At 72.1% G+C, this 18,980-nt stretch carries 18 protein-coding genes; 9 read left to right on the forward strand and 9 right to left on the reverse strand.

Features of this window, described 5'->3' with window-relative positions; all coding sequences use genetic code 11:
- Positions 1-2 precede the first annotated feature (2 nt).
- Positions 3-206, reverse strand: coding sequence for an LPXTG cell wall anchor domain-containing protein (locus HL652_RS05625; RefSeq protein ID WP_171704378.1), 204 nt, complete (start codon positions 204-206; stop codon positions 3-5).
- Positions 207-294: 88 nt separating this feature from the next.
- Here HL652_RS05625 and HL652_RS05630 point away from each other — a divergent pair, with 88 nt between their 5' ends.
- A complete protein-coding gene (locus HL652_RS05630; protein WP_171704379.1) occupies positions 295-654 on the forward strand; it encodes a hypothetical protein in 360 nt (119 codons plus the stop codon).
- Positions 655-724: 70 nt separating this feature from the next.
- Positions 725-1,129, forward strand: a complete 405-nt coding sequence (locus HL652_RS05635; protein WP_216604016.1) for a DUF805 domain-containing protein — start codon at positions 725-727, stop codon at positions 1,127-1,129.
- A gap of 41 nt (positions 1,130-1,170) precedes the next feature.
- Here the strand turns inward: HL652_RS05635 and HL652_RS05640 are convergent, their stop codons facing one another.
- The 4 genes from HL652_RS05640 to HL652_RS05655 form a co-directional block, all read right to left on the reverse strand.
- The gene (locus HL652_RS05640; RefSeq protein ID WP_171704380.1) at positions 1,171-1,341 is read right to left on the reverse strand and encodes a hypothetical protein; all 171 of its coding nucleotides are present in this window, start codon (positions 1,339-1,341) and stop codon (positions 1,171-1,173) included.
- A gap of 187 nt (positions 1,342-1,528) precedes the next feature.
- The gene (locus HL652_RS05645; protein ID WP_171704381.1) at positions 1,529-4,177 is read right to left on the reverse strand and encodes an ATP-dependent Clp protease ATP-binding subunit; all 2,649 of its coding nucleotides are present in this window, start codon (positions 4,175-4,177) and stop codon (positions 1,529-1,531) included.
- A gap of 107 nt (positions 4,178-4,284) precedes the next feature.
- Positions 4,285-4,587: a hypothetical protein gene (locus tag HL652_RS05650; protein WP_253743664.1), complete on the reverse strand. Its 303-nt coding sequence runs from the start codon at positions 4,585-4,587 to the stop codon at positions 4,285-4,287.
- A complete protein-coding gene (locus HL652_RS05655; protein WP_171704382.1) occupies positions 4,584-5,744 on the reverse strand; it encodes an inorganic phosphate transporter in 1,161 nt (386 codons plus the stop codon). The genes HL652_RS05650 and HL652_RS05655 overlap by 4 nt, the downstream gene beginning before the upstream one ends.
- Positions 5,745-5,866: 122 nt before the next feature.
- Here HL652_RS05655 and HL652_RS05660 point away from each other — a divergent pair, with 122 nt between their 5' ends.
- The 3 genes from HL652_RS05660 to HL652_RS05670 all read left to right on the forward strand — a co-directional run bounded on the left by HL652_RS05660 (position 5,867) and on the right by HL652_RS05670 (position 9,162).
- A complete protein-coding gene (locus HL652_RS05660) occupies positions 5,867-6,652 on the forward strand; it encodes a hypothetical protein (RefSeq protein ID WP_171704383.1) in 786 nt (261 codons plus the stop codon).
- A complete protein-coding gene (locus HL652_RS05665) occupies positions 6,649-8,391 on the forward strand; it encodes an ABC-F family ATP-binding cassette domain-containing protein (RefSeq protein WP_171704384.1) in 1,743 nt (580 codons plus the stop codon). The genes HL652_RS05660 and HL652_RS05665 overlap by 4 nt, the downstream gene beginning before the upstream one ends.
- Positions 8,392-8,529: 138 nt before the next feature.
- A complete protein-coding gene (locus HL652_RS05670) occupies positions 8,530-9,162 on the forward strand; it encodes a hypothetical protein (RefSeq protein WP_171704385.1) in 633 nt (210 codons plus the stop codon).
- An 88-nt stretch (positions 9,163-9,250) separates the two neighbouring features.
- Here the strand turns inward: HL652_RS05670 and HL652_RS05675 are convergent, their stop codons facing one another.
- Positions 9,251-10,072 (reverse strand): alpha/beta fold hydrolase, encoded by an 822-nt coding sequence (locus HL652_RS05675; protein ID WP_253743666.1) that lies wholly within the window; start codon positions 10,070-10,072, stop codon positions 9,251-9,253.
- Between the two features lie 144 nt (positions 10,073-10,216).
- On the opposite strand from HL652_RS05675, the gene HL652_RS05680 reads away from it, so the two are divergent.
- Entirely contained in the window at positions 10,217-11,671 is a 1,455-nt protein-coding gene (locus tag HL652_RS05680) for a SulP family inorganic anion transporter (RefSeq protein WP_171704386.1), read from the forward strand.
- A 27-nt stretch (positions 11,672-11,698) separates the two neighbouring features.
- Here HL652_RS05680 and HL652_RS05685 read toward each other — a convergent pair whose 3' ends face one another.
- A complete protein-coding gene (locus tag HL652_RS05685; protein ID WP_171704387.1) occupies positions 11,699-12,247 on the reverse strand; it encodes a gluconokinase in 549 nt (182 codons plus the stop codon).
- Between the two features lie 60 nt (positions 12,248-12,307).
- Between HL652_RS05685 and HL652_RS21900 the strand changes: the two genes are divergently transcribed.
- Positions 12,308-12,442 (forward strand): hypothetical protein, encoded by a 135-nt coding sequence (locus tag HL652_RS21900; RefSeq protein ID WP_256371291.1) that lies wholly within the window; start codon positions 12,308-12,310, stop codon positions 12,440-12,442.
- Between the two features lie 145 nt (positions 12,443-12,587).
- Here the strand turns inward: HL652_RS21900 and HL652_RS05690 are convergent, their stop codons facing one another.
- Together HL652_RS05690 and HL652_RS05695 are read right to left on the reverse strand one after the other, a co-directional pair.
- The gene (locus HL652_RS05690) at positions 12,588-13,130 is read right to left on the reverse strand and encodes a hypothetical protein (protein ID WP_171704388.1); all 543 of its coding nucleotides are present in this window, start codon (positions 13,128-13,130) and stop codon (positions 12,588-12,590) included.
- 130 nt (positions 13,131-13,260) lie between these two features.
- Entirely contained in the window at positions 13,261-14,184 is a 924-nt protein-coding gene (locus HL652_RS05695; RefSeq protein ID WP_171704389.1) for a PrsW family glutamic-type intramembrane protease, read from the reverse strand.
- Positions 14,185-14,336: 152 nt separating this feature from the next.
- Between HL652_RS05695 and HL652_RS05700 the strand changes: the two genes are divergently transcribed.
- Complete coding sequence (locus HL652_RS05700; RefSeq protein ID WP_171704390.1) at positions 14,337-15,956, forward strand: S1C family serine protease; 1,620 nt, start codon at positions 14,337-14,339, stop codon at positions 15,954-15,956.
- 20 nt (positions 15,957-15,976) lie between these two features.
- Positions 15,977-18,856 carry a BTAD domain-containing putative transcriptional regulator gene (locus tag HL652_RS05705; protein WP_171704391.1) on the forward strand — a complete coding sequence of 960 codons (2,880 nt, stop codon included), beginning with the start codon at positions 15,977-15,979 and terminating at the stop codon, positions 18,854-18,856.
- Positions 18,857-18,980 lie beyond the last annotated feature (124 nt).

The following is an 18,980-nucleotide window of genomic DNA, read 5'->3' on the forward strand; positions in this document are numbered from 1 at the left end:
CCCTAGACTCGGTCGCCGTCTCCGCCATCGGAGGGGCCGGCGCCCGGCCGGGACCCGCCGCTCGCACGGTCGCTCGCCTCGTCGGTCGCGTCGGCGGCACCGCGGCGGCGCGCCCTCACGACGATGAGCGCGGCCCCCAGCACCACGACGATGATCGCGATGACGACGACCGGCAGGATCGCCGCTCCGGTCTGCGCAAGCTCCATGGACTCCTCCTCGAACGCGTCCTCCCACCCTAGAACGCGCCACCCCCGCCACGCCCACCCCCACCGCCCCACCCGCCATAATCGACTCATGACCACTCCGCCGCGGCCGACCACATCACGACCCGGCGCGGCGGTGCGCCGCGGGCGGGTGCTCGGCGTCATCGGGTTCCTGGTGATGCTTGTCGCGACGGCGGCGCTCGGCCTCATCGGCATGGCGCTCGACGAGGGTCAACCCGTCGACTTCCTCACCAGCTACGTCTCCGGACTGTTCGGGGTCGTCGTCGTGGGGGCGGTGCTGATGCTGGCCGGCATCGTGTTCCTCGCACTCGGCCTCCGCGACGCCCGGGCCACCGGTGGCGCGACTCCCGTCGCCTGGACCCTCGCGGTATTCGTCGTGCTGTTCGTGGCGCTCGGCACCTTCGTGGTGTTCTCCCTGGTGCTGCCCTGAGCAGTCGCCCGTCTCCCTGGCACCGCGCATCCCCGGCAGAGCGGTCGGGGGCGGTAGGTAGAGTGGCGGCATGAGCGAGCAGCAGACGCGATCGGTGAGCATGTCTTTCGGGGAGGCCATCGCGAACGGGTTCCGCAATTACGCGCAATTCGAGGGGCGGGCGGGCCTCGCCGAGTTCTGGTGGTTCTTCCTGTTCGTGACCCTCGTCGGGGTCGGGCTCGGCAGCCTCGACTCCATCGCACCCGCCTTCCTCACCATCGGGTCGGGACTGGCCGGCCTGTGGTCGATCGGCGTGCTGCTGCCGACGCTGGGTCTCGCCGTGCGGCGACTCCGTGACGGCGGCAGCTCCTGGCCGCAGTTGTTCTGGCTGCTGGTGCCGATCGCCGGAGTGATCGTGCTGGTGCTCCGGCTGTGCGACCCGAGCAGGCCGGGCGCAGTCGCGCCGGCGGCCGCGCCCGACGCTCCGCGCATCTGACGTCGGCGCCGGCGCGCCGCCACCCCGCCGCCCCGAGCCCCTCAGCGACTGAAGAACGTGGCGTCGGTGAGCAGCGGGAAGTCGCTCCGGCGCTCGTCGACCGAGCGCGACTCGGCGTGGGGCGCACCCCGCCCGTCGTGCGAGGAGGCGAGGGCCGCGGCGACGACCGCCCAGACGATGAGCGCACCGACGATGACGATGAAGAAGAGCATGAGCTGAACCTTTCTGGTGGGTTCTTCCGATGTCTTCACTGTCCTCGCTGAGGCAGGGCCGGCTCATCGGGCGGACGTTGTAGATTCCGCACCCGCGCATCCGCTCGCCTAAGGCGCCGCTTAAGACGCTTGCTGACACGCCGAAGGGGGCCGGATGCTCGGCATCCGACCCCCTCTGAACCCGCGTCTACGCGGCCTGCGCCAGCAGCGGTGCGCCGCTGCCCGCGGTCACCACGAGCCGGCCGTCGCGGGCGTCGATCGTGACCGCCCCGCCGTCGGCGAGCTCGCCAGAGACGAGCAGCTCGGCCACCGCGTCGTCGACGTTGCGCTGGATGACCCGGCGCAACGGGCGCGCTCCGTACTCCGGCTCGTAGCCGGTGTCGGCGAGCCAGTCGACCGCCGCATCCGTCACCGTCGCCGTGATCTCGTGAGCCGCCAGCCGGGCGCGGGTGGCGCCGAGCAGCAGCGACACGATCTCGCGCAGCTGCGGCTTCTCGAGCTTGCGGAACAGCACGATCTCGTCGATGCGGTTGAGGAACTCAGGTCGCATCGCCTCACGCAGCTTGCCCATCACCCGGTCGCGCAGCGCCTTGTCGCTGCCGAACCCGGTGGTGTCGCCGGGCGTCTGGGCGACGAAGCCCATCGCACCCGACCGCGAGGCCAGGAACTCCGAACCGAGGTTCGAGGTCATGATCACCACGGTGTTGCGGAAGTCGACCGTGCGACCCTGCCCGTCGGTGAGCCGCCCGTCGTCGAGCACCTGCAGGAGCAGGTTGAACACGTCGGGGTGCGCCTTCTCGATCTCGTCGAACAGCACGACCGAGTAGGGGTTGCGGCGCACCCGCTCGGTGAGCTGCCCGGCCTCGTCGTAGCCGACGTATCCGGGAGGGGCGCCGACCAGGCGCGAGACCGTGTGGCGCTCGCCGAACTCCGACATGTCGAAGCGCAGCATCGACTCGGCCGACCCGAACAGCGACTCGGCGAGCGACTTGGCTAGCTCGGTCTTGCCGACCCCGGTGGGGCCGAGGAAGAGGAACGAGCCGATCGGCCGGCGCGCGTCGCCCATGCCGGTACGGTTGCGCCGCACCGCCTTGGAGACCACGGTCACCGCGTCGTCCTGCCCGATCACGCGCTCGTGCAGCTCGCCCTCCAGGGCGGCGAGACGGGCACGATCCACCTCACCGAGACGCGACACCGGGATGCCGGTCGCGCGCGAGATCACCGCAGCGATCTCGGCCTCGTCGACCACGGCATCCGTGTCGATGCCGCCCGCGGCGCGCTCGGCGGCCACCCGGCGGTTCACCGAGGCGGCCTCGGCGAGCTGGTGCTGGATGTCCTCGATCTCGTCACGGATGCGCGACGCCTCCTCGTAGTGCTCGGCCGAGACAGCGGCGTTCTTCGCGCCCTCGAGGGCGGCGAGGTCGGCCATCAGCGACTCGGTGTCGACGAGCGCCGGCACCTTGCCGAGCGCCAGCCGCAGCCGGGCGCCCGCCTGGTCGATCAGGTCGATCGCCTTGTCGGGGAGGAAGCGGTCGCTCACGTAGCGTGCCGACAGCTCGACCGCGGCGGTGAGCGCGGCGTCGGTGTAGGAGACGCCGTGGTGCTCCTCGTACGCCTGGCGGAGGCCCTGGAGGATGAGCACCGCATCCGGCAGCGACGGCTCGCCGACGGTGACCGGGGAGAAGCGGCGCTCGAGCGCCGGGTCCTTCTCGATCGCGCGGTACTCCTTGAGGGTGGTGGCGCCCAGCAGGTGCAGGTCGCCACGGGCGAGCCTCGGCTTCAGGATGTTGCCGGCGTCCATGCCGCCCTCGCCGGAGCCACCGGCCCCGACCACGGTGTGCACCTCGTCGATGAAAACGATGAGCTCGTCTTTGTGGGCCGAGATCTCGTCCATCAGCTTTGTGAGGCGCTCCTCGAAGTCGCCGCGGAAGCGGGTTCCCGCGAGCATCGCGGGTAGGTCGAGCGCCACCACGCGCTTGTCGCGCAGCTGCTCGGGCACGGTGCCGTCGACGATCGCCTGGGCGATGCCGTCGACGATCGCGGTCTTGCCGACACCCGCCTCGCCGACCAGCACCGGGTTGTTCTTGGTGCGGCGGGAGAGGATCTCGACGGTCTGCTCGATCTCGTCGAGCCGGCCGATCACGGGGTCGAGCTCGCCCAGACGGGCGCGCTCGGTGAGGTCGGTGCCGAACCTGTCGAGGGTGGGGGTGTCGGACTCGGGGGTCGCCTGGCCGTTCTGGCCGCTCTGCCCGTTCTGGCCGGCGCTGCCGGCGGTCGCCGCGCCACCGGCGGTCGCGCCGGCCTCGGCGCCCTGACGCATGCCCTCCTGAAGCGCCTCGGGGGTCACACCGGCCTGCGCCAGCACCTGGCCGGCGGGGGAGTCCTGGTTGATCACGAGGGCGAAGAAGAGGTGCTCGGGGTCGATGTAGGTCGAACCGGATGCGCGGGCCACCTGGTAGGCGTGGAACAACGCCCGCTGGGCCGACTGCGTCAGCGCGGGCTGCACCACGCGGTCGGTGCTCGCCGCGGGGAGCCGCAGCTCGGCGGCCCCGGCGATGGCGCGCGGGTCGGCACCGACACGGCGGATGGCGTCGGCGGCGGGCTGCACGGGCGCGATGGTGCGCAGCACGTGCAGGGCGTCGAGCTCGGAGTGACCGTGCTCGATCGCGTAGGCGCCGGCCTGGGAGAGGAGCTCCTGGGTGCGGCGGCTGATCAGCTTGCTGAGGTCGATCGAGCGCCCGGCTCGCGCCGCGCGCTGCTCGCCCTCGAGGTACCGGGCGAGGAACTCGTCGAAGGAGTTGCCGCCGGTCTCTGCGGGGTTGGGGTTCTCGGGCACGAAACCTCCTGGTTTGAAACTTGAGTGCCTTACGCTCAAGTTCAACGCCGGGGGGCTCGGACTATTCCCGGGAGGAGGCTGGGAATGCTGATTCCCAGGTCACAGCGTCATTGATGGAACATCGGGACGATCAGATAGATTCCGTACAGTACGGCTGCTACCCCGACCGCGAAGCACATGTAGGCTCCCGCTGTCGCGGCCGCCGGCCTCGTCTCGCGCGACGTGCCGGCGCCCAGCAGCCGCAAACCGAACGAGTAGGTCGCCGCCACCAAGACGCTTGCGGCGAGCGCCACGACGAAGACGAGCACGAACGATCCCCAGTCGACGCCGAGGAACTGCCCGTCGCCGGCTGCTTCCTCGGCGGCGCGCATCGCGGTCGTGAGGTTCTGAACCGGTGCCGTCGGGTTCATGCGGTCACCTCTTTCTCGTCGCGCGCATCCGTTCGCGACGTGTCGTCGTCGGTGTCGTTGACGTTCTCGTGGGTCACCGGGTGGCGCCGGGCCAGCAGGTACAGGGTGAGCGCCGCGCCGGCGCCGAGCACCGCCACGAGGATGAGGCCCAGGATGCTCGAGGTCGCCGCCCAGGCCGCCACGCCTCCCACGAGAGCCGCCGCCGGGAGGGTGACGCCCCAGGCGATGGCGATGCGGCCGACGACACCCCAGTGCACCGACGCGAGCTTCTTGCCGAGGCCGGCACCCACGATCGCACCCGAGGTCACCTGCGTGGTGGAGAGGGCGAAGCCGAGGTGGGAGGAGACCAGGATGGTGGCCGCCGAGCTGGTCTCTGCCGCGAACCCCTGCGGGGAGCTGATGTCGGTGATGCGCTTGCCCACGGTGCGGATGATGCGCCACCCGCCGAGGTAGGTGCCGAGCGCGATGGCGAGACCGCAGGCCAGGATGACCCAGAACTGCGGGGCGCCGCCGGAGTCCTGGTAGCCGGCCGCCACCAGGGTGAGGGTGATGACGCCCATGGTCTTCTGCGCGTCGTTCGTGCCGTGGGCGAGGGAGACCAGCGACGCCGACACGGTCTGGCCGTGCCGGAAGCCCTTCTCCGAGCCGCGGCTGCGCGCCTGCTTCGTGATGACATAGGCGAGGTAGGTGGCCGAGAGGGCGATGACACCGGCGACGACCGGCGAGATGATCGCCGGCAGCACCACCTTCGACAGCACCACCGGGAAGTTCACGGCACCGAAGCCCGCACCGATGATGGCGGCGCCGATGAGGCCGCCGAACAGCGCGTGGGTGGAGCTCGAGGGCAGGCCGAAGTACCACGTGGTGAGGTTCCACAGCACGGCGCCGACGAGGCCGGCGAAGATGAGGCTCGGGGTGATCTCCAGGCCGTTGTCGCCCTCGTTGATGATGCCGTCGGAGATGGTCTTCGCCACCTCGGTCGACAGGAACGCCCCGACGAGGTTGAGCACCGCCGAGATGCCCACCGCCACGCGGGGCTTGAGGGCGCCGGTGGCGACGGAGGTCGCCATGGCGTTCGCGGTGTCGTGGAACCCGTTCGTGAAGTCGAACACCAGAGCCACCACGATCACCAGGATCACGGTGATGAGCACGTCCATCGAGGTCTCCTCCCGCGGCCGGTCGGTCGCACAGGCCCTGTCTAGCCCCGGGGGTCTCGCGTGCCACCGGGCGCGGGCGTGAACAGCTCGTGAACTCCGGTGGCATCGGGCATGATCGGGGTATGAGCGATCTGCCGCCGTACCCGTCCGTGCCGCCGACCCCGCCGCCCGGGCGGCCCGAGCAGGCGGGGCCGCCGACCCCGCCGGCGGGTGGGTCGGCACAGCTCGGCGTGCCTGGGCCGCAGCCTTCGGCACCCCTGCAGCAGGCGCCCCGGCAGCCGTCGCCTGCCCCCGCTCCGGCTCCGGCGAAGCGCAACGGGCTGGGGGTGGCGGCGCTCATCCTCGGCATCGTCGCCTTCGTGGGGGCGTTCATCCCGCTGTTCAACTACCTGGCGCTGCTCATCGCGCTCGCCGCCGTGATCGTCGGCGTGATCGCCGCGATCAGCGGTCGCGGGCGAGGGCTCGGCGTCGCGGGCTCGATCATCGGCTTCGTCGCGCTGCTAGCCGCCATCGTCATGGCCGTCGTCTACACCTTCGTGTTCTTCGGCAGCCTCGTGAGCACGGCGCTGTACGACAGCGGCCTCACCTACGACACCGTGCCGCTCGTCTACGAGGTCGACGGAACCGGCACCGACGTCGACATCACCTACACCGTCTCCATCGGCGGTGCGCTCACCACCCAGCAGGCACTCGCCCAAGACCTGCCGTTCGAGAACTCGCTCGACGTGCCGTTCGGCGGAGCCGACAGCTACGCCAGCTACACCCTCACCGCGGTGAACGGTGCCGACGGTGGCGACGTGACCTGCCGCGTCACGCTCGACGGCGAGGTGATCGCCGAGGAGACCGCCTCGGGCGCCTATGCCACCGCCAGCTGCACCGGGAGTGCGGCCGAGCTGCTGTCGCGATGACGGCGACCCTCGTCGCGAAAGGTCTCTCCGGGGGTCACGACCACCGCATCCTGTTCTCGGGGCTCGACCTCGTGGTCGCGCCCGGAGACGTGGTGGGGGTGGTGGGGGCGAACGGGGCCGGCAAGTCGACGCTGCTGCGCATCCTCGCCGGTCTCGACGCCCCGGCGGAGGGGGAGGTGTCGCTCGCGCCCGCCGACGCCTTCGTGGGCTGGCTGCCGCAGGAGCACGAGCGGGTGCCCGGCGAGACCGTGGCGCAGTACGTGGCCCGTCGCACGGGGGCGGCTGCGGCGACCGCAGAGATGGATGCGGCGGCCGAGGGGCTCGCCTCGCCCGCTGGGGCTGGGGCTGGGGCTGGGGCCGCGGATGCGGCGGGGGCTGCGGCCGGGACTGGGGCTGGGGCCGCGGATGCGGCGGGGGCTGCGGCTGCCGGCGGCGTCGACCCGGCCGACCGGTACTCGGCAGCGCTCGAGCGGTGGCTCGCGAGCGGTGCCGCCGACCTCGACGAGCGGCTGCCCGTCGTGCTCGCGGAGCTCGGGCTCGAGGTCGCCGCCGAGGCGCTCATGACCTCACTCTCGGGAGGGCAGGCGGCCCGGGTGGGGCTCGCCGCGCTGCTGCTGTCGCGCTTCGACGTCGTGCTGCTCGACGAACCGACCAACGATCTCGATCTGGACGGTCTCGACCGGCTGGAGGCGTTCATCCGGGGTCTGCGTGGGGGAGTCGTGCTCGTCAGTCACGACCGGGAGTTCCTCGCCCGGAGCGTCACCCGGGTGCTCGAGCTCGACCTGGCCCAGGGCACGAACCGCGTGTACGGGGGCGGGTACGACTCGTTCCTCGAGGAGCGGGCGGTGGCGAAGCGGCACGCGCGCGAGGAGTACGAGGAGTTCGCGGCGAAGAAGGACGACCTCGTCGCGCGGGCCCGCACGCAGCGCGAATGGTCGAGTCAGGGTGTGCGGAACGCGATGCGAAAGGCGCCCGACAACGACAAGATCCGGCGCAAGGCGTCGAGCGAGTCGAGTGAGAAGCAGGCGCAGAAGGTGCGGCAGATGGAGAGTCGCATCGCGCGGCTCGACGAGGTGGAGGAGCCGCGCAAGGAGTGGCAGCTGCAGTTCACCATCGGCGCGGCGCCGCGGTCGTCGAGCGTGGTGGCGACGGCGTCTTCGGCGGTGGTGTCGCGCGGGTCGTTCACGCTCGGGCCGGTGTCGGTGCAGGTGGCGGCGGGCGACCGCATCGGCATCACGGGCCCGAACGGCGCGGGCAAGTCGACGCTGCTCGGGCTGCTGCTCGGGCGGGTGCAGCCCTCGGCCGGGAGTGCGTCGCTCGGGTCGTCGGTGGCGATCGGCGAGATCGACCAGGCGCGGGCGGTGCTCGGCGACGCGTCGGCGACGTCGCTCACGGCGGCGTTCGAGGCGCAGGTGCCCGAGTGGCCCGTGGCCGAGGTGCGCACGCTGCTCGCGAAGTTCGGCCTCAAGGCCGACCACGTGGGGCGGCCCGCGGCCGAGCTCTCGCCCGGCGAGCGCACCCGGGCGGGGCTCGCGCTCCTGCAGGCGCGCGGGGTGAACCTGCTCGTGCTCGACGAGCCCACGAACCACCTCGACCTGCCGGCCATCGAGCAGCTCGAGCAGGCACTCGACTCCTACGACGGCACCGTGCTCCTCGTCACCCACGACCGCCGCATGCTCGACACCGTGCGCCTCACCCGCCACTGGCACGTCGACGCGGGCCGCCTCACCGAGCGCTGACCCGCGCATCCCGCCCCCCGCCCCCACGTTCTTGCGGACAAAGTTCGTCCGAAAGTGAGTTTGGACGGACTTTGTCCGTAAGAAGGCGGAGGAGGGGACCCTCAGGATGCCGAGACGCCTGCCCCATAGGGTGGAAGCATGAGCGACGAGCGGAACAAGCCGGCCGGCCGGAGTGACTCGCTCAAGCAGTTCAGGCTGCTGCCGCGCCGCAAGCTGCCCGTGATGCCCGATCGCGGGGAGAAGTGGGGCGGGCTGCTGCGCCCGGCGACCCTCATCACCGCAGGGATCGCCGCCGTGATCGTGGCCGCCGTGTGGATCGGCATCGCGACCGTGCGGCCCGACACCCCCACCACCCTCGACGGTGTCACCGCCGAGGTCACCACGCAGATCGACGGGCTCGTCGCGCTGCTGCCGGAGGGTTCGACCCCGGCGACCGATGAGGAGAACACCGTCGTGCAGGCCTGCCCCGACGGCAGCGCCGAGGAGCAGGCGGCCGTCACGCGCGTGCTCGGCTCCGTGCCCGGGCTCGACGCGGCCACCTGGGCCGAGCAGGTGCGGCTGCACTACGAGTCCGACGGCTGGTACGTCACCACCGACACGACGGCCCCCACCGACGACGGGGCGGCCGGCGGCGACTCGACCTCCGGCGGCATCACGCTAAAGCTCATCGGCAAGAACCTCGTGCCGATGACCGTGGTCGCCGCCGCCGAGGGCGACGGCTCCACCACCCTCACCGTCACCAGCGAGTCCCGCTGCACCCGCACCACCTGACCTCCCACTTTCGTGCGGACAAAGTCCGTCCCATCCCACGTTCCGACGGACTTTGTCCGCAAGAAAGTGGTGGGGGAGGAGGTGCGGGTTAGGCGGGGAGGGGGAGGCGGCGGGTGAGTTCGCGGGTGGTGCCGGCGGGGTCGAGGCCGTGGTCGTGGGACTCGGGGACGATGACGAGTTCGGCGGTGGGGATGGCGGCGGCGAGGCGGTCGGCAGCGGTGACGAGCATCGGGAAGGTGGGGTCGCCGCGGAGGATCGTGACGGGGGTCGAGACGGCCAGCATGGCGGGGGTGGGGGTGGAGACGGCGCGCGTGAGCAGGGCGTCGTAGACCACCGACTGGGCAAGCGGCACGAGCGAGTCGAACATCGGGCTGGAGCGGATCTGCTGCACCACCGCCTCGGGAAGGCCCACGGCCTCGCGCTGGAAGAGCGTGACCGCGTCGCCGGAGCGGCCCCCGTCGACGAGAGCCTGCAGCCGTTCGGGCAGGTCGGCGGCCGGCTCGTCGACCCCGAAGCGGAAGGGCGGCTCCGAGAGGAACAGGTGCCGCACCGGCACGCCCTGCGCGGCGGCGAACAGTGCGAGCACCGCGCCCGAGGAGTGCCCGAGCACCGCGGCGTCGCCGCCGACGGCCTCGATGACGGCCGCGAGGTCGTCGGCCTCGCGCTCCGGGGCGTAGGGAGCGGTGTCGCCGCTCTCGCCCCGCGCCCGGCGGTCGATCGTCACACCCCGGTAGCCCGCCTCGGCCAGCGCCGCGGCGAGCGGCGCGCCCGCGGCAGCGGTGGAGAACGCACCGCCCACGATCGCGACGGGCGGCCCGTCACCCACGACGGTGTAGGCGATCGTCGTTCCGTCGGCGGAGATGGCTGCGCTCGTGACGGAAGTACAGCATCCGCCACCGACACCCGGCAAGAGGCGAGCGCCACCCGGCGCACCGCCTAGCATGGAACCGACCCCATCCGGCGGGTTCACCGACGGAGGGAGACGACGATCGCGCGCGCGACGACACCAGGTGAGGCCGCGGGCCTCGACACGGGCCCGCAGGGGCTCACCACCATGAAGGCCCTCCGCTCCCCGGTGCTGCTCAGCCGCGAGGTGCTCGCCGGCATCGTGACGACCCTCGCCCTCGTGCCCGAGGTGATCTCGTTCTCGGTGATCGCCGGCGTCGACCCGATCGTGAGCCTCCTCGCCTCGGTGGTGCTCGCCCTCACCATGTCGGTGCTCGGCGGCCGCCCCGCCATGGTCACCGCTGCGGCGGGCTCCGTGGCCCTCGTCGTCGCCCCGATGGTGAAGGAGCACGGGGTCGAGTACCTGCTCCCCGCCGTGCTCCTCGCCGGGATCGTGCAGATCGCGTTCGGTGCGCTGGGCTTCGCCCGGCTCGCCCGCTTCATCCCCCGCAGCGTGATGATCGGCTTCGTGAACGCCCTCGGCATCCTCATCTTCGTCGCGCAGGTGCCGCACCTCGTCGACGTGCCCTGGGTGGTGTACCCGCTGTTCGCCGCGACGGTGCTCATCGTCGTCGTGCTGCCCCGCTTCACCAAGGCCGTTCCTGCCCCGCTCGTGGCGATCGTCGTGGTGACCGCGATCGTGGTGATCGCCGGGCTCGACGTGCCCGACGTCGGTGACGAAGGCGCCATCGGCGGCGCCCTCCCAGGCCTCACCCCCTGGGTCGTGCCGTTCGACCTGCAGACCCTCGGCATCGTGCTGCCCACCGCGCTCAGCATCGCGTTCGTCGGCCTCATGGAGACGCTCCTCACCGCGAAGCTCGTCGACGACATCACCGACACCCGCTCGCAGAAGAACCGGGAGTCGTGGGCGCTCGGCGTGGCGAACATCCTCGCCGGCTTCTACGGTGGCATCGCCGGATGCGCGATGATCGGCCAGACCGTCGTCAACGTGAAAATGGCACGGGCACGCACCCGCATCTCGACCTTCGTGGCGGGGCTCGTGCTGCTCGCCCTGGTGACCCTGCTGAGCGACGTGATGGCGCGCATCCCGATGGTGGCCCTCGCCGCGGTGATGATGATCGTCGCGCTCACCACGGTCGACTGGCACAGCGTGCGCCCGTCGACGCTGCGGCGCATGCCCGTGCCCGAGACGCTCGTGATGGTGCTGACGGTGGTGGTCGTGGTGGCCACCGGCAACCTCGCGCTCGGGGTGGCGGGTGGCGTGCTCTTGGCCATGGTGCTCTTCGCCCGGCGCGTGGCGCACGTCATCTCGGTGACCCGGGTGGTGACGGGGGAGGGTGAGGATGCTGTGGCCCGGTACGCCGTTCACGGCCCGCTCTTCTTCGGCAGCAGCAACGACCTGGTGGAGCGCTTCTCGTACGCCGACGACCCCGAGCGGGTGGAGATCGACTTCAGCGACTCCCAGATCTGGGACGCCTCGAGCGTGGCCGCCGTCGACGCCGTGGTGACGCGGTACGAGAAGCACGGCGCGGCCGCCGTGGTGACGGGGCTCGACGACCGCAGCCAGCTCTTCCACGGGCGGCTGTCGGGCCACCTGGGCTGAGCACGGCTTCGGGCGCTCCCGCGAGGCTCAGCGACCCAGCGCGGTCTCGATCTGGGTGACGATGTCGGCAGGAGCATCCGTGAAGCCCACCTCGGCGCCGTGCTCGCCGGGTTCGAGCGGTTCGAGGGTGGCCAGCTGCGAGTCGAGCAGCGACGCGGGCATGAAGTGGCCGGGGCGGTTGCCGAGTCGCTGCTCGAGCACCTCGCGCGGCCCCGTGAGCACGACGAAGAACACCCCGGGGGCCTCGGAGCGGATGAGCTCCCGATAGCGTCGGCGGAGCGCCGAGCAGGCGACCACGAGTCCGCCCTCGGCGTGCTCGCCGAGCGTGCGGCCCACCGTTTCGAGCCAGGGCAGCCGGTCGTCGTCGGTGAGCGCGTGCCCGGCCGACATCTTCTCGATGTTCGCCGCGCTGTGCAGCGAGTCGCCGTCGATGAAGGGAACCCCGAGGGCCGCCGCGAGCTGCGAGCCCACGGTCGACTTGCCCGAACCCGACACGCCGCCGACGACGACGAGGGGCGGCGCGGGGGCGGGCGTGGTGGCGCTGAGCGTACTGGGCGTGCTGCGTGACTCGGTCATCGTCTCAAGGTTACCCGGCGCGCCGATGCCGGATCCGCGGCCGAGGGGCAGGCTAGACGCATGACCGACACCAGCGGAGACCCGTACGAGATCGAATCAGAACTGGGCCCCGACGGCCCCGTCGAGGTCGGCGACACGGCCGAGGGCCCAGACGACGACACCGACACCGACGACAAATCCGATGCGTCGGAGTAACATCTCGCTGACTCCGTCACGCGACTGACCCAGGGGGCCGGGGCAGCCGCAGGTGACAAGACGAAACCCCGGCGATGTGGCTGGACCAGTGATCGTTCCGGGGTCTTCGTGCACGAGTCTACGTCATGGAGGCTGATTGTCGACCTCATCCGGTTTTGTCGAGACCGACACGTACCTCGACCTGCTTCCGCTCGACACAGCAGAGCGCCTCGGTTCGTACCTGCACACGTGCGGCGGCGGTGTCCCCGAAGCCTTCGAACTCTACGAGTGGAACATGCGCGCAGCCGCCAGCGTGATGGAGCTCACGTCGATGGTCGAGGTCTTGACACGCAATGCGCTCGACCGCGAGCTTCGCGCCTGGGCTCATCGACGCCGAGCTGACCCGTCGTGGTTCGACTTCGCCGCACTCGACGAGCAGGGCGAGGCGGACCTTCGGAAGGCGCGAGACCGAGCGACTCGACGAGGCCGTCGCAGGGAGGTCCACGGGCGTGTCATCGCTGAACTGCCGCTGGGTTTCTGGCGTTATCTCGTCGAGTCCCGGTACCTGACTGCACTCTGGGTTCCTGCCACCCACCGTGCGTTCCCTCACGGCGCTGCCGATCTCCGCACCCGTCAGAAGGATGTGGCGTTCCGGATGCAGCAGCTGAACTTCGTGAGGAACCGCTCGGCCCACCACGAACCGATCCATTCCAGGGACCTCGAGAAGGACCTGGCGTCCGCTCGGGACATCGCCGCGTGGATTCGCCGGCTGCGCGCCGCTGGGTCGATGCGACTGCATCCCTGCCGTCAGTCATCGCGAGTCGACCTGCCCCTGTCCGCTAGCCGACCGGGCGCCAGCGCCTCGGGTTGGCGGCGGCGAGGTCGGCGGGGATGGTGCGGCGCACCTGGGGGCGGTACCAGAACAGGTACACCAGGAGCACGAAAAGGGAGTTCGCGAGCAGCGGCAGGTAGGCGTTCACCGCGCGCAGCCACGGCCCGCCGATGACGGCGTCGTTGAAGGAGTGCAGTGCGGCGGCGATGAGGAAGGCGCCGATGATCCAGGCGGCGACCGAGCGCCGGCGGGCGACCGCGAGCCAGATGAGGGCTGCCGCACCGACCGTGATGAAGGGGTGCATGAGCTCGACGACGGTGCGCTCGAGGGTGGTGAGCACGGGCCCGGCGACGGCGATGATGGCGTCGGCGTCGGCCTGAGCCGCGGCGCCCGCCGTCGTCGAGGCGGTCGGGATCGCCTCGTTGGCCACGTACATCGTTCCCTCGACGACCCCGAACAGGGCGGCACCCACGAACACCATCCACACGCCGAGGCGTGGCTCGCGCAGCATCCGTGGTCCTGCGGCGAGCAGGATGAGCGGGAGTGCCAGCTTCATCGCCTCCTCGATCGGCCCCGCCAGCACGAAGGAGCCCTCCGTCGAGCCGAGGAACCCGGGGATGTGACCCGCCGACAGCTCCACCACGAGCGCGACCACGAAGGCCAGCACCCCCGAGGCCACGCCGAGCCAGGTCGCGGCCCGCCGGCCGGTGAGCGAGCCGATGGCGAGGAGCCGGTGCAGGCTCACGCCCGCGGCGAGCAGGGCCGCGCCGCACGAGACGAAGCCGCCCACGGCGAACAGCAGCCGGTTGTGGCCGAGCGCCCCTCCCGTGCCGGCCACTGCGAGACCGACGATCACCCCCGCGAGGGCGATCCAGACGGCGGGGTGCGAGCGGCGTACCCTCGGCGGGGCGACGGATGCTGTGGTCGACATGACAGTACAGAACCACATCCGCGGGGTGGCGCGCGGGAGGGCACGGGGTATCCCGTACGGCGAAGCGCGGCGCCGCGCGGCCCCGATTGCACGGCGATTGAGCGGGGTGCAAGCGATCACCGCGGGGCGCGGCCTTTTTCTACCGTCGGAGCATGACTTCAGAACGCATTCTCTCCACCCGACTCGCCCGGGGTGGCGGCGTCGCCGCACTCGGGGTGTCGCTCACCCTCGCCCTCACGGGCTGTTTCTCGATCGGTGCCCCCGGCGGCGCCGGCGGCGCCGGCGGCGGCGGCTCGGACGGCTCGTCGACCGGCGTCGGCTTCGACGACGTGCAGTCGGCGGTCGTGCAGATCGAGGCCGTCGGCACCTTCGTCTCGCCGGAGGGCGCCTTCGAGGGCGCCGGCCGCGGCTCGGGCTTCGTCATCGACCCGAGCGGCCTCGTGGTCACCAACAACCACGTCGTGGTGGGTGCCGGCACGCTCAAGGTGTGGCGCGGCGGCGACCAGTCGAAGACGCTCAACGCGAAGGTGCTCGGCTCGAGCGAGTGCCTCGACCTCGCCGTCATCGACCTGCAGGGCGAGGGCTACCCCACGCTCGGCTGGCACGACGGCGACATCCCGACGGCGATGGACGTGTACGCGGCGGGCTTCCCGCTCGGCGACCCGACCTTCACCATGACCCGCGGCATCGTCTCGAAGGCCGACACCGCGCAGGACACCCCGTGGGCGAGCCTCGACCACACCATCGAGCACGATGCGCGCATCCGCCCCGGCAACTCCGGCGGGCCGCTCGTCGACACCGACGGCCGCATCGTCGGCGTGAACTACGCCGGCAACGACCAGTACGACCAGAACCTCGCCATCCACCGCGACGAGGCCCGCGACGTCATCGAGCGGCTCGCCGCCGGCGAGAGCGTGCTGAGCCTCGGCGTGAACGGCACCGCGCTCGTCGACGACAGCGGGCAGGGCCTCGGTGTCTGGGTGAACTCGATCGCCTCGGGTTCCGCCGCCGACAAGGCCGGTGTCGAGCCCGGCGACCTGCTCACCCGCATGGAGGGTGTCGGGCTCGGCGCCGACGGAACCCTCTCCGACTACTGCGACGTGCTCCGCACCCACGGGCAGGACGCCACCCTCTCGGTGGAGCTCTACCGCCCGAGCGACGGCGTGTACTACGAGGGCCAGTTCAACGGCACCGCCGTCGAGGCGGTGACCGTGCTCGGCACCTCGGGCTCCGGTGGCAGCGGCGGCTCGGGCAGCGGTGGCTCCGGGGGAAGCGGCGGGGGCACCGACCTCGCCGACTTCGAGACCGTCATCGACGAGACCCAGGGCCTCGCCGTCGACGTGCCGACCGCCTGGGCCGACCGCGACCTCGCCCCGTTCACCGACGGCAAGGGCAACACCTACAAGAGCATCGAGGCCTCGACCGACCTCGCCGCCTACGACAGCGGCTGGAGCGTGCCCGGCATCTCGGCGCTCGCCTCCGACACCGCCGTGTCGAACACGACCCCGCAGGACTGGTTGCAGCTCGTGACCCCCTACCTGCAGGAGTCGGGCTGCCAGCTCTCCACCTCCGACACCTATGAAGACGGCGCACACACCGGCGTGTTCGACTACTGGGTGGGCTGCGGCGAGACCGGCGCCGACTACCTCATGGTCTCGGCCGTGGCGAACGACGGCAGCTACCTCATGGCGATGGCCGTCACCGCGCTGAGCGAAGACGACCTCGGCGCCATCGACCGCGCCGTCGGCAGTGTCATCGCGAGCTTCGCGTGAGCACGGCTATCGTGATCCCCGTGACCCGCACTGACGCATCCGCCGTGTCGATCGGCCTGTTCGGTCCGCTCACCGTGAGGTCGGGTCAGGATGCGGTGGTGCTGCGGGGAGACATCCCCCGCGCCATCGTCGCCCGGCTCGCCCTCTCGGCGGGCGAGCCGGTGAGCGCCGACGAGCTCATCGCGGAACTCTGGCCCGACGATCAGGCGACGGCGCTCACGAACCTGCGCTCCCGCATCTCGCGGCTGCGCAGCGAGGGCTTCCCGGCGGCGATCCACGGCGACCGTCAGGGCTACCTGCTCGACGTGCCGGCCGAGGCGGTCGACGTGCTCCGCTTCCGTGCGCTGCTCGGTCGCGCGGCGGAGCACGGCCTCGGGGCCGACGAGGCGCTCGAGGCGCTCGCCGCGGCCGAGGCGCTCGCCGCCCACGAGCCGCTCCGCGGTCTCGAGGGCTTCGCCTTCGTGCGGGCGCTGCGCGACCGGGTGCTCGAGGAGCGGCGCGGCGCGGTGGAGACCCTCGCCGAGCTGTTGCTCGAGCGGGGCGAGCACGCCGTCGCCGTGGCGCCGCTCGCCGCTCTCGTCTCCCGGCATCCGTTCGACGAGAAGCCCACGCGGCTGCTCGCGACGGCGCTCGCCCGCTCCGGGCGCAGCTCCGAGGCGCTCGAGGCCATCGACGGGCTGGGCGAGCGGCTCGCCGAAGCCCAGGGCCTCGACCTGCCGGCCCGCATGGCCGAGCTGCGGCTCGCCGTGGTGCGCCGCGACCCGGCCGTGGTGTCGGCGGGCCTGTCGGCCGCCGCGGTCGAGCGCAGCGGCATCCCCATTCCGCTCACCCGGTTCATCGGCCGTGCCCGCGAGCGGGCCGTGGTCGCCGAGGCGCGCGGCGCCTCGCGGCTCGTCACCATCGTGGGGGCGGCGGGCGTCGGCAAGACCAGGCTCGCCATCGAGGTGGCCCGTCAGTCGACCGCCGCGGTCGACGACGAGCAGGTGATGGTGGAGCTCACCGCAGCTGCGTCGCCCGAGGCCGTGGTGACCGTCGTCGCCGACGCGGTGGGTGCGACCGAGCACGACGTCGCCGCGATCGCGACCCGTCTCGGCGGGCGCCGGGTGCTGCTCGTGCTCGACAACGCCGAGCACGTGCTGGGTGCCGTCGCATCGCTCGCGGTGGCACTCACCGCGCTGTGCCCGCAGCTGCAGGTGCTCACCACCAGCCGGGAGTCGATGCGCATCCCCGGCGAACGCGTGGTGCGGCTGGAGCCGCTCGTCGGCGAGGCCGAGCCCGACGCGGTGGAGCTGTTCCTCGAGCGCGCCGCCGACGCCGCGGGCTTCCTGGGCGGGTTCGACGACGACGACCTGTTCGGTGAGCCGGTTGCGGCAGCCCCCGTGGGCGCGGGGTTCGGAGCGGAGCCCGGAGCGGGCGACGACAGGGCCGCCGGCGCGATCGGCCGCATCTGCCGTGCCCTCGACGGCATCCCGCTCGCGCTCGAGCTCGCCGCCTCGCGCCTCGACGTGCTGAGCCTCGGCGAGCTCGAGGACTCCCTCTTCGAGCGCGCGCTCGAGCTCGCCGGCCCGGGAGACGCCGACGGCAGGCACGCCAGCCTCACCAGCTCCATCCGCTGGAGCTACCAGCTGCTCGACGCGTCGCAGCAGGAGCTGCTGCAGCAGCTCGGGCGCTTCGCGGGCTCCTTCACGCTCGACGCCGTGCGCGGTGTCTGCGGCGAGGCGGCCGCCGAGGCGACCCTCGACCTGGTGCAGAAGTCGCTCGTCACCCCGACCGACGGCGAGGGCGGCGCGCGCCGCTACCGTCTGCTCGAATCGGTGCGCGCCTTCCTCCGCGAGGAGCCGGGCGGGGCCGACGTGCCCGAGGAGTGGTGGCGCGGGCACAGCCTCTGGTTCGCCGGGCTCGCCGAGCGGCTCGGGCCGCTGCTGCGCACCACCGACGCCCGATCGGCGCGGCTCGAGATCGAGGCCGCCTGGCCCGACCTGCAGCTCGCCCTGGCCACCGCCAACCGCACGCTCGACCGCTCCACCGCGTTGCGCATCTGCGGGGCGCTGTCGCACTACTGGTTCCTCAAGGGCATGCTCGTCGACGGCCGTGCCGCCCTCGAGCGCGCGCTCGCCCTGCCGGGCGACCACGATCCCGTCGAAGACGCGCCCGCCTACATCGGCGTGACCCTGCTGGCCTACCAGCTGGGCGACGCCCCGGCGGCGTTCGAGTACATCCGTCTCGCCTACGAGGCGGCCGAGACGGCGGGCGACCGCGCCGTGCAGGCCCTCGCGCTGGCGCAGACCGCCTACGGCCGGTCGCTGTTCGGGGAGGCGGAGCTGGCCGAGCAGCTGATGGGCGCCGCGAGCGCGGCAGCTGTCGAGACCGAACCCTGGGTGCGCAGCGAGGTCGCCATGTGCCAGGGGCAGATGCTGCGCGCTCTCGGGCGCGCCGACGAGGCGCTCGCCGCCCTGGGCCTGTCGCACCGTCTCGCCTCCGAGGCGGGGCACGAGTGGATCAGGTCGTCGGCTGCCTACGTGGCGGGCAAGGTGCTGGTCGAGACGAAGCGGCCGCGCGAGGCCGTGACCGTGCTGCGCGGGGGCGCGGCGGCGAGCTTCGCCGCCGACGACGCCACCTCGGGGCTCGCCCTGCTGCACACCCTCGCGGGCGCGTGCGCCCTGGTCGAGCGGCACGAGGAGGGCGCTCAGCTGCTCGGCGCGGTCGACCAGTTGGGCGAGCGCTACTCGTACAACCCCGTCACCGCGGAAGGGGAGGACGCCCAGGTGCACCGCGACCTGGTGGCGGTGGGCCTCACGCCCGAGGAGTTCGCCCGCGCCGTCGCCGCCGGCCGGAGGCTCACCGTGCGGGAGACCCTGCGCCTCACCTCGGCCCTGCCCTCGGCTCCGTTCGAGCTCTAGGCTGTGTCTCACAATTCGGCAGGCGCTGCGGCGCACCCGGTCGGCACGCTCGCGGCGTTGTCATCGTCGCCGATAGCGCCGCTATCGGCTCCTCTTCCGCCTTGCGATCGCACCACCCGGGCAC

Source organism: Herbiconiux sp. SALV-R1, from assembly GCF_013113715.1.
Taxonomy (GTDB): Bacteria; Actinomycetota; Actinomycetes; order Actinomycetales; family Microbacteriaceae; genus Herbiconiux.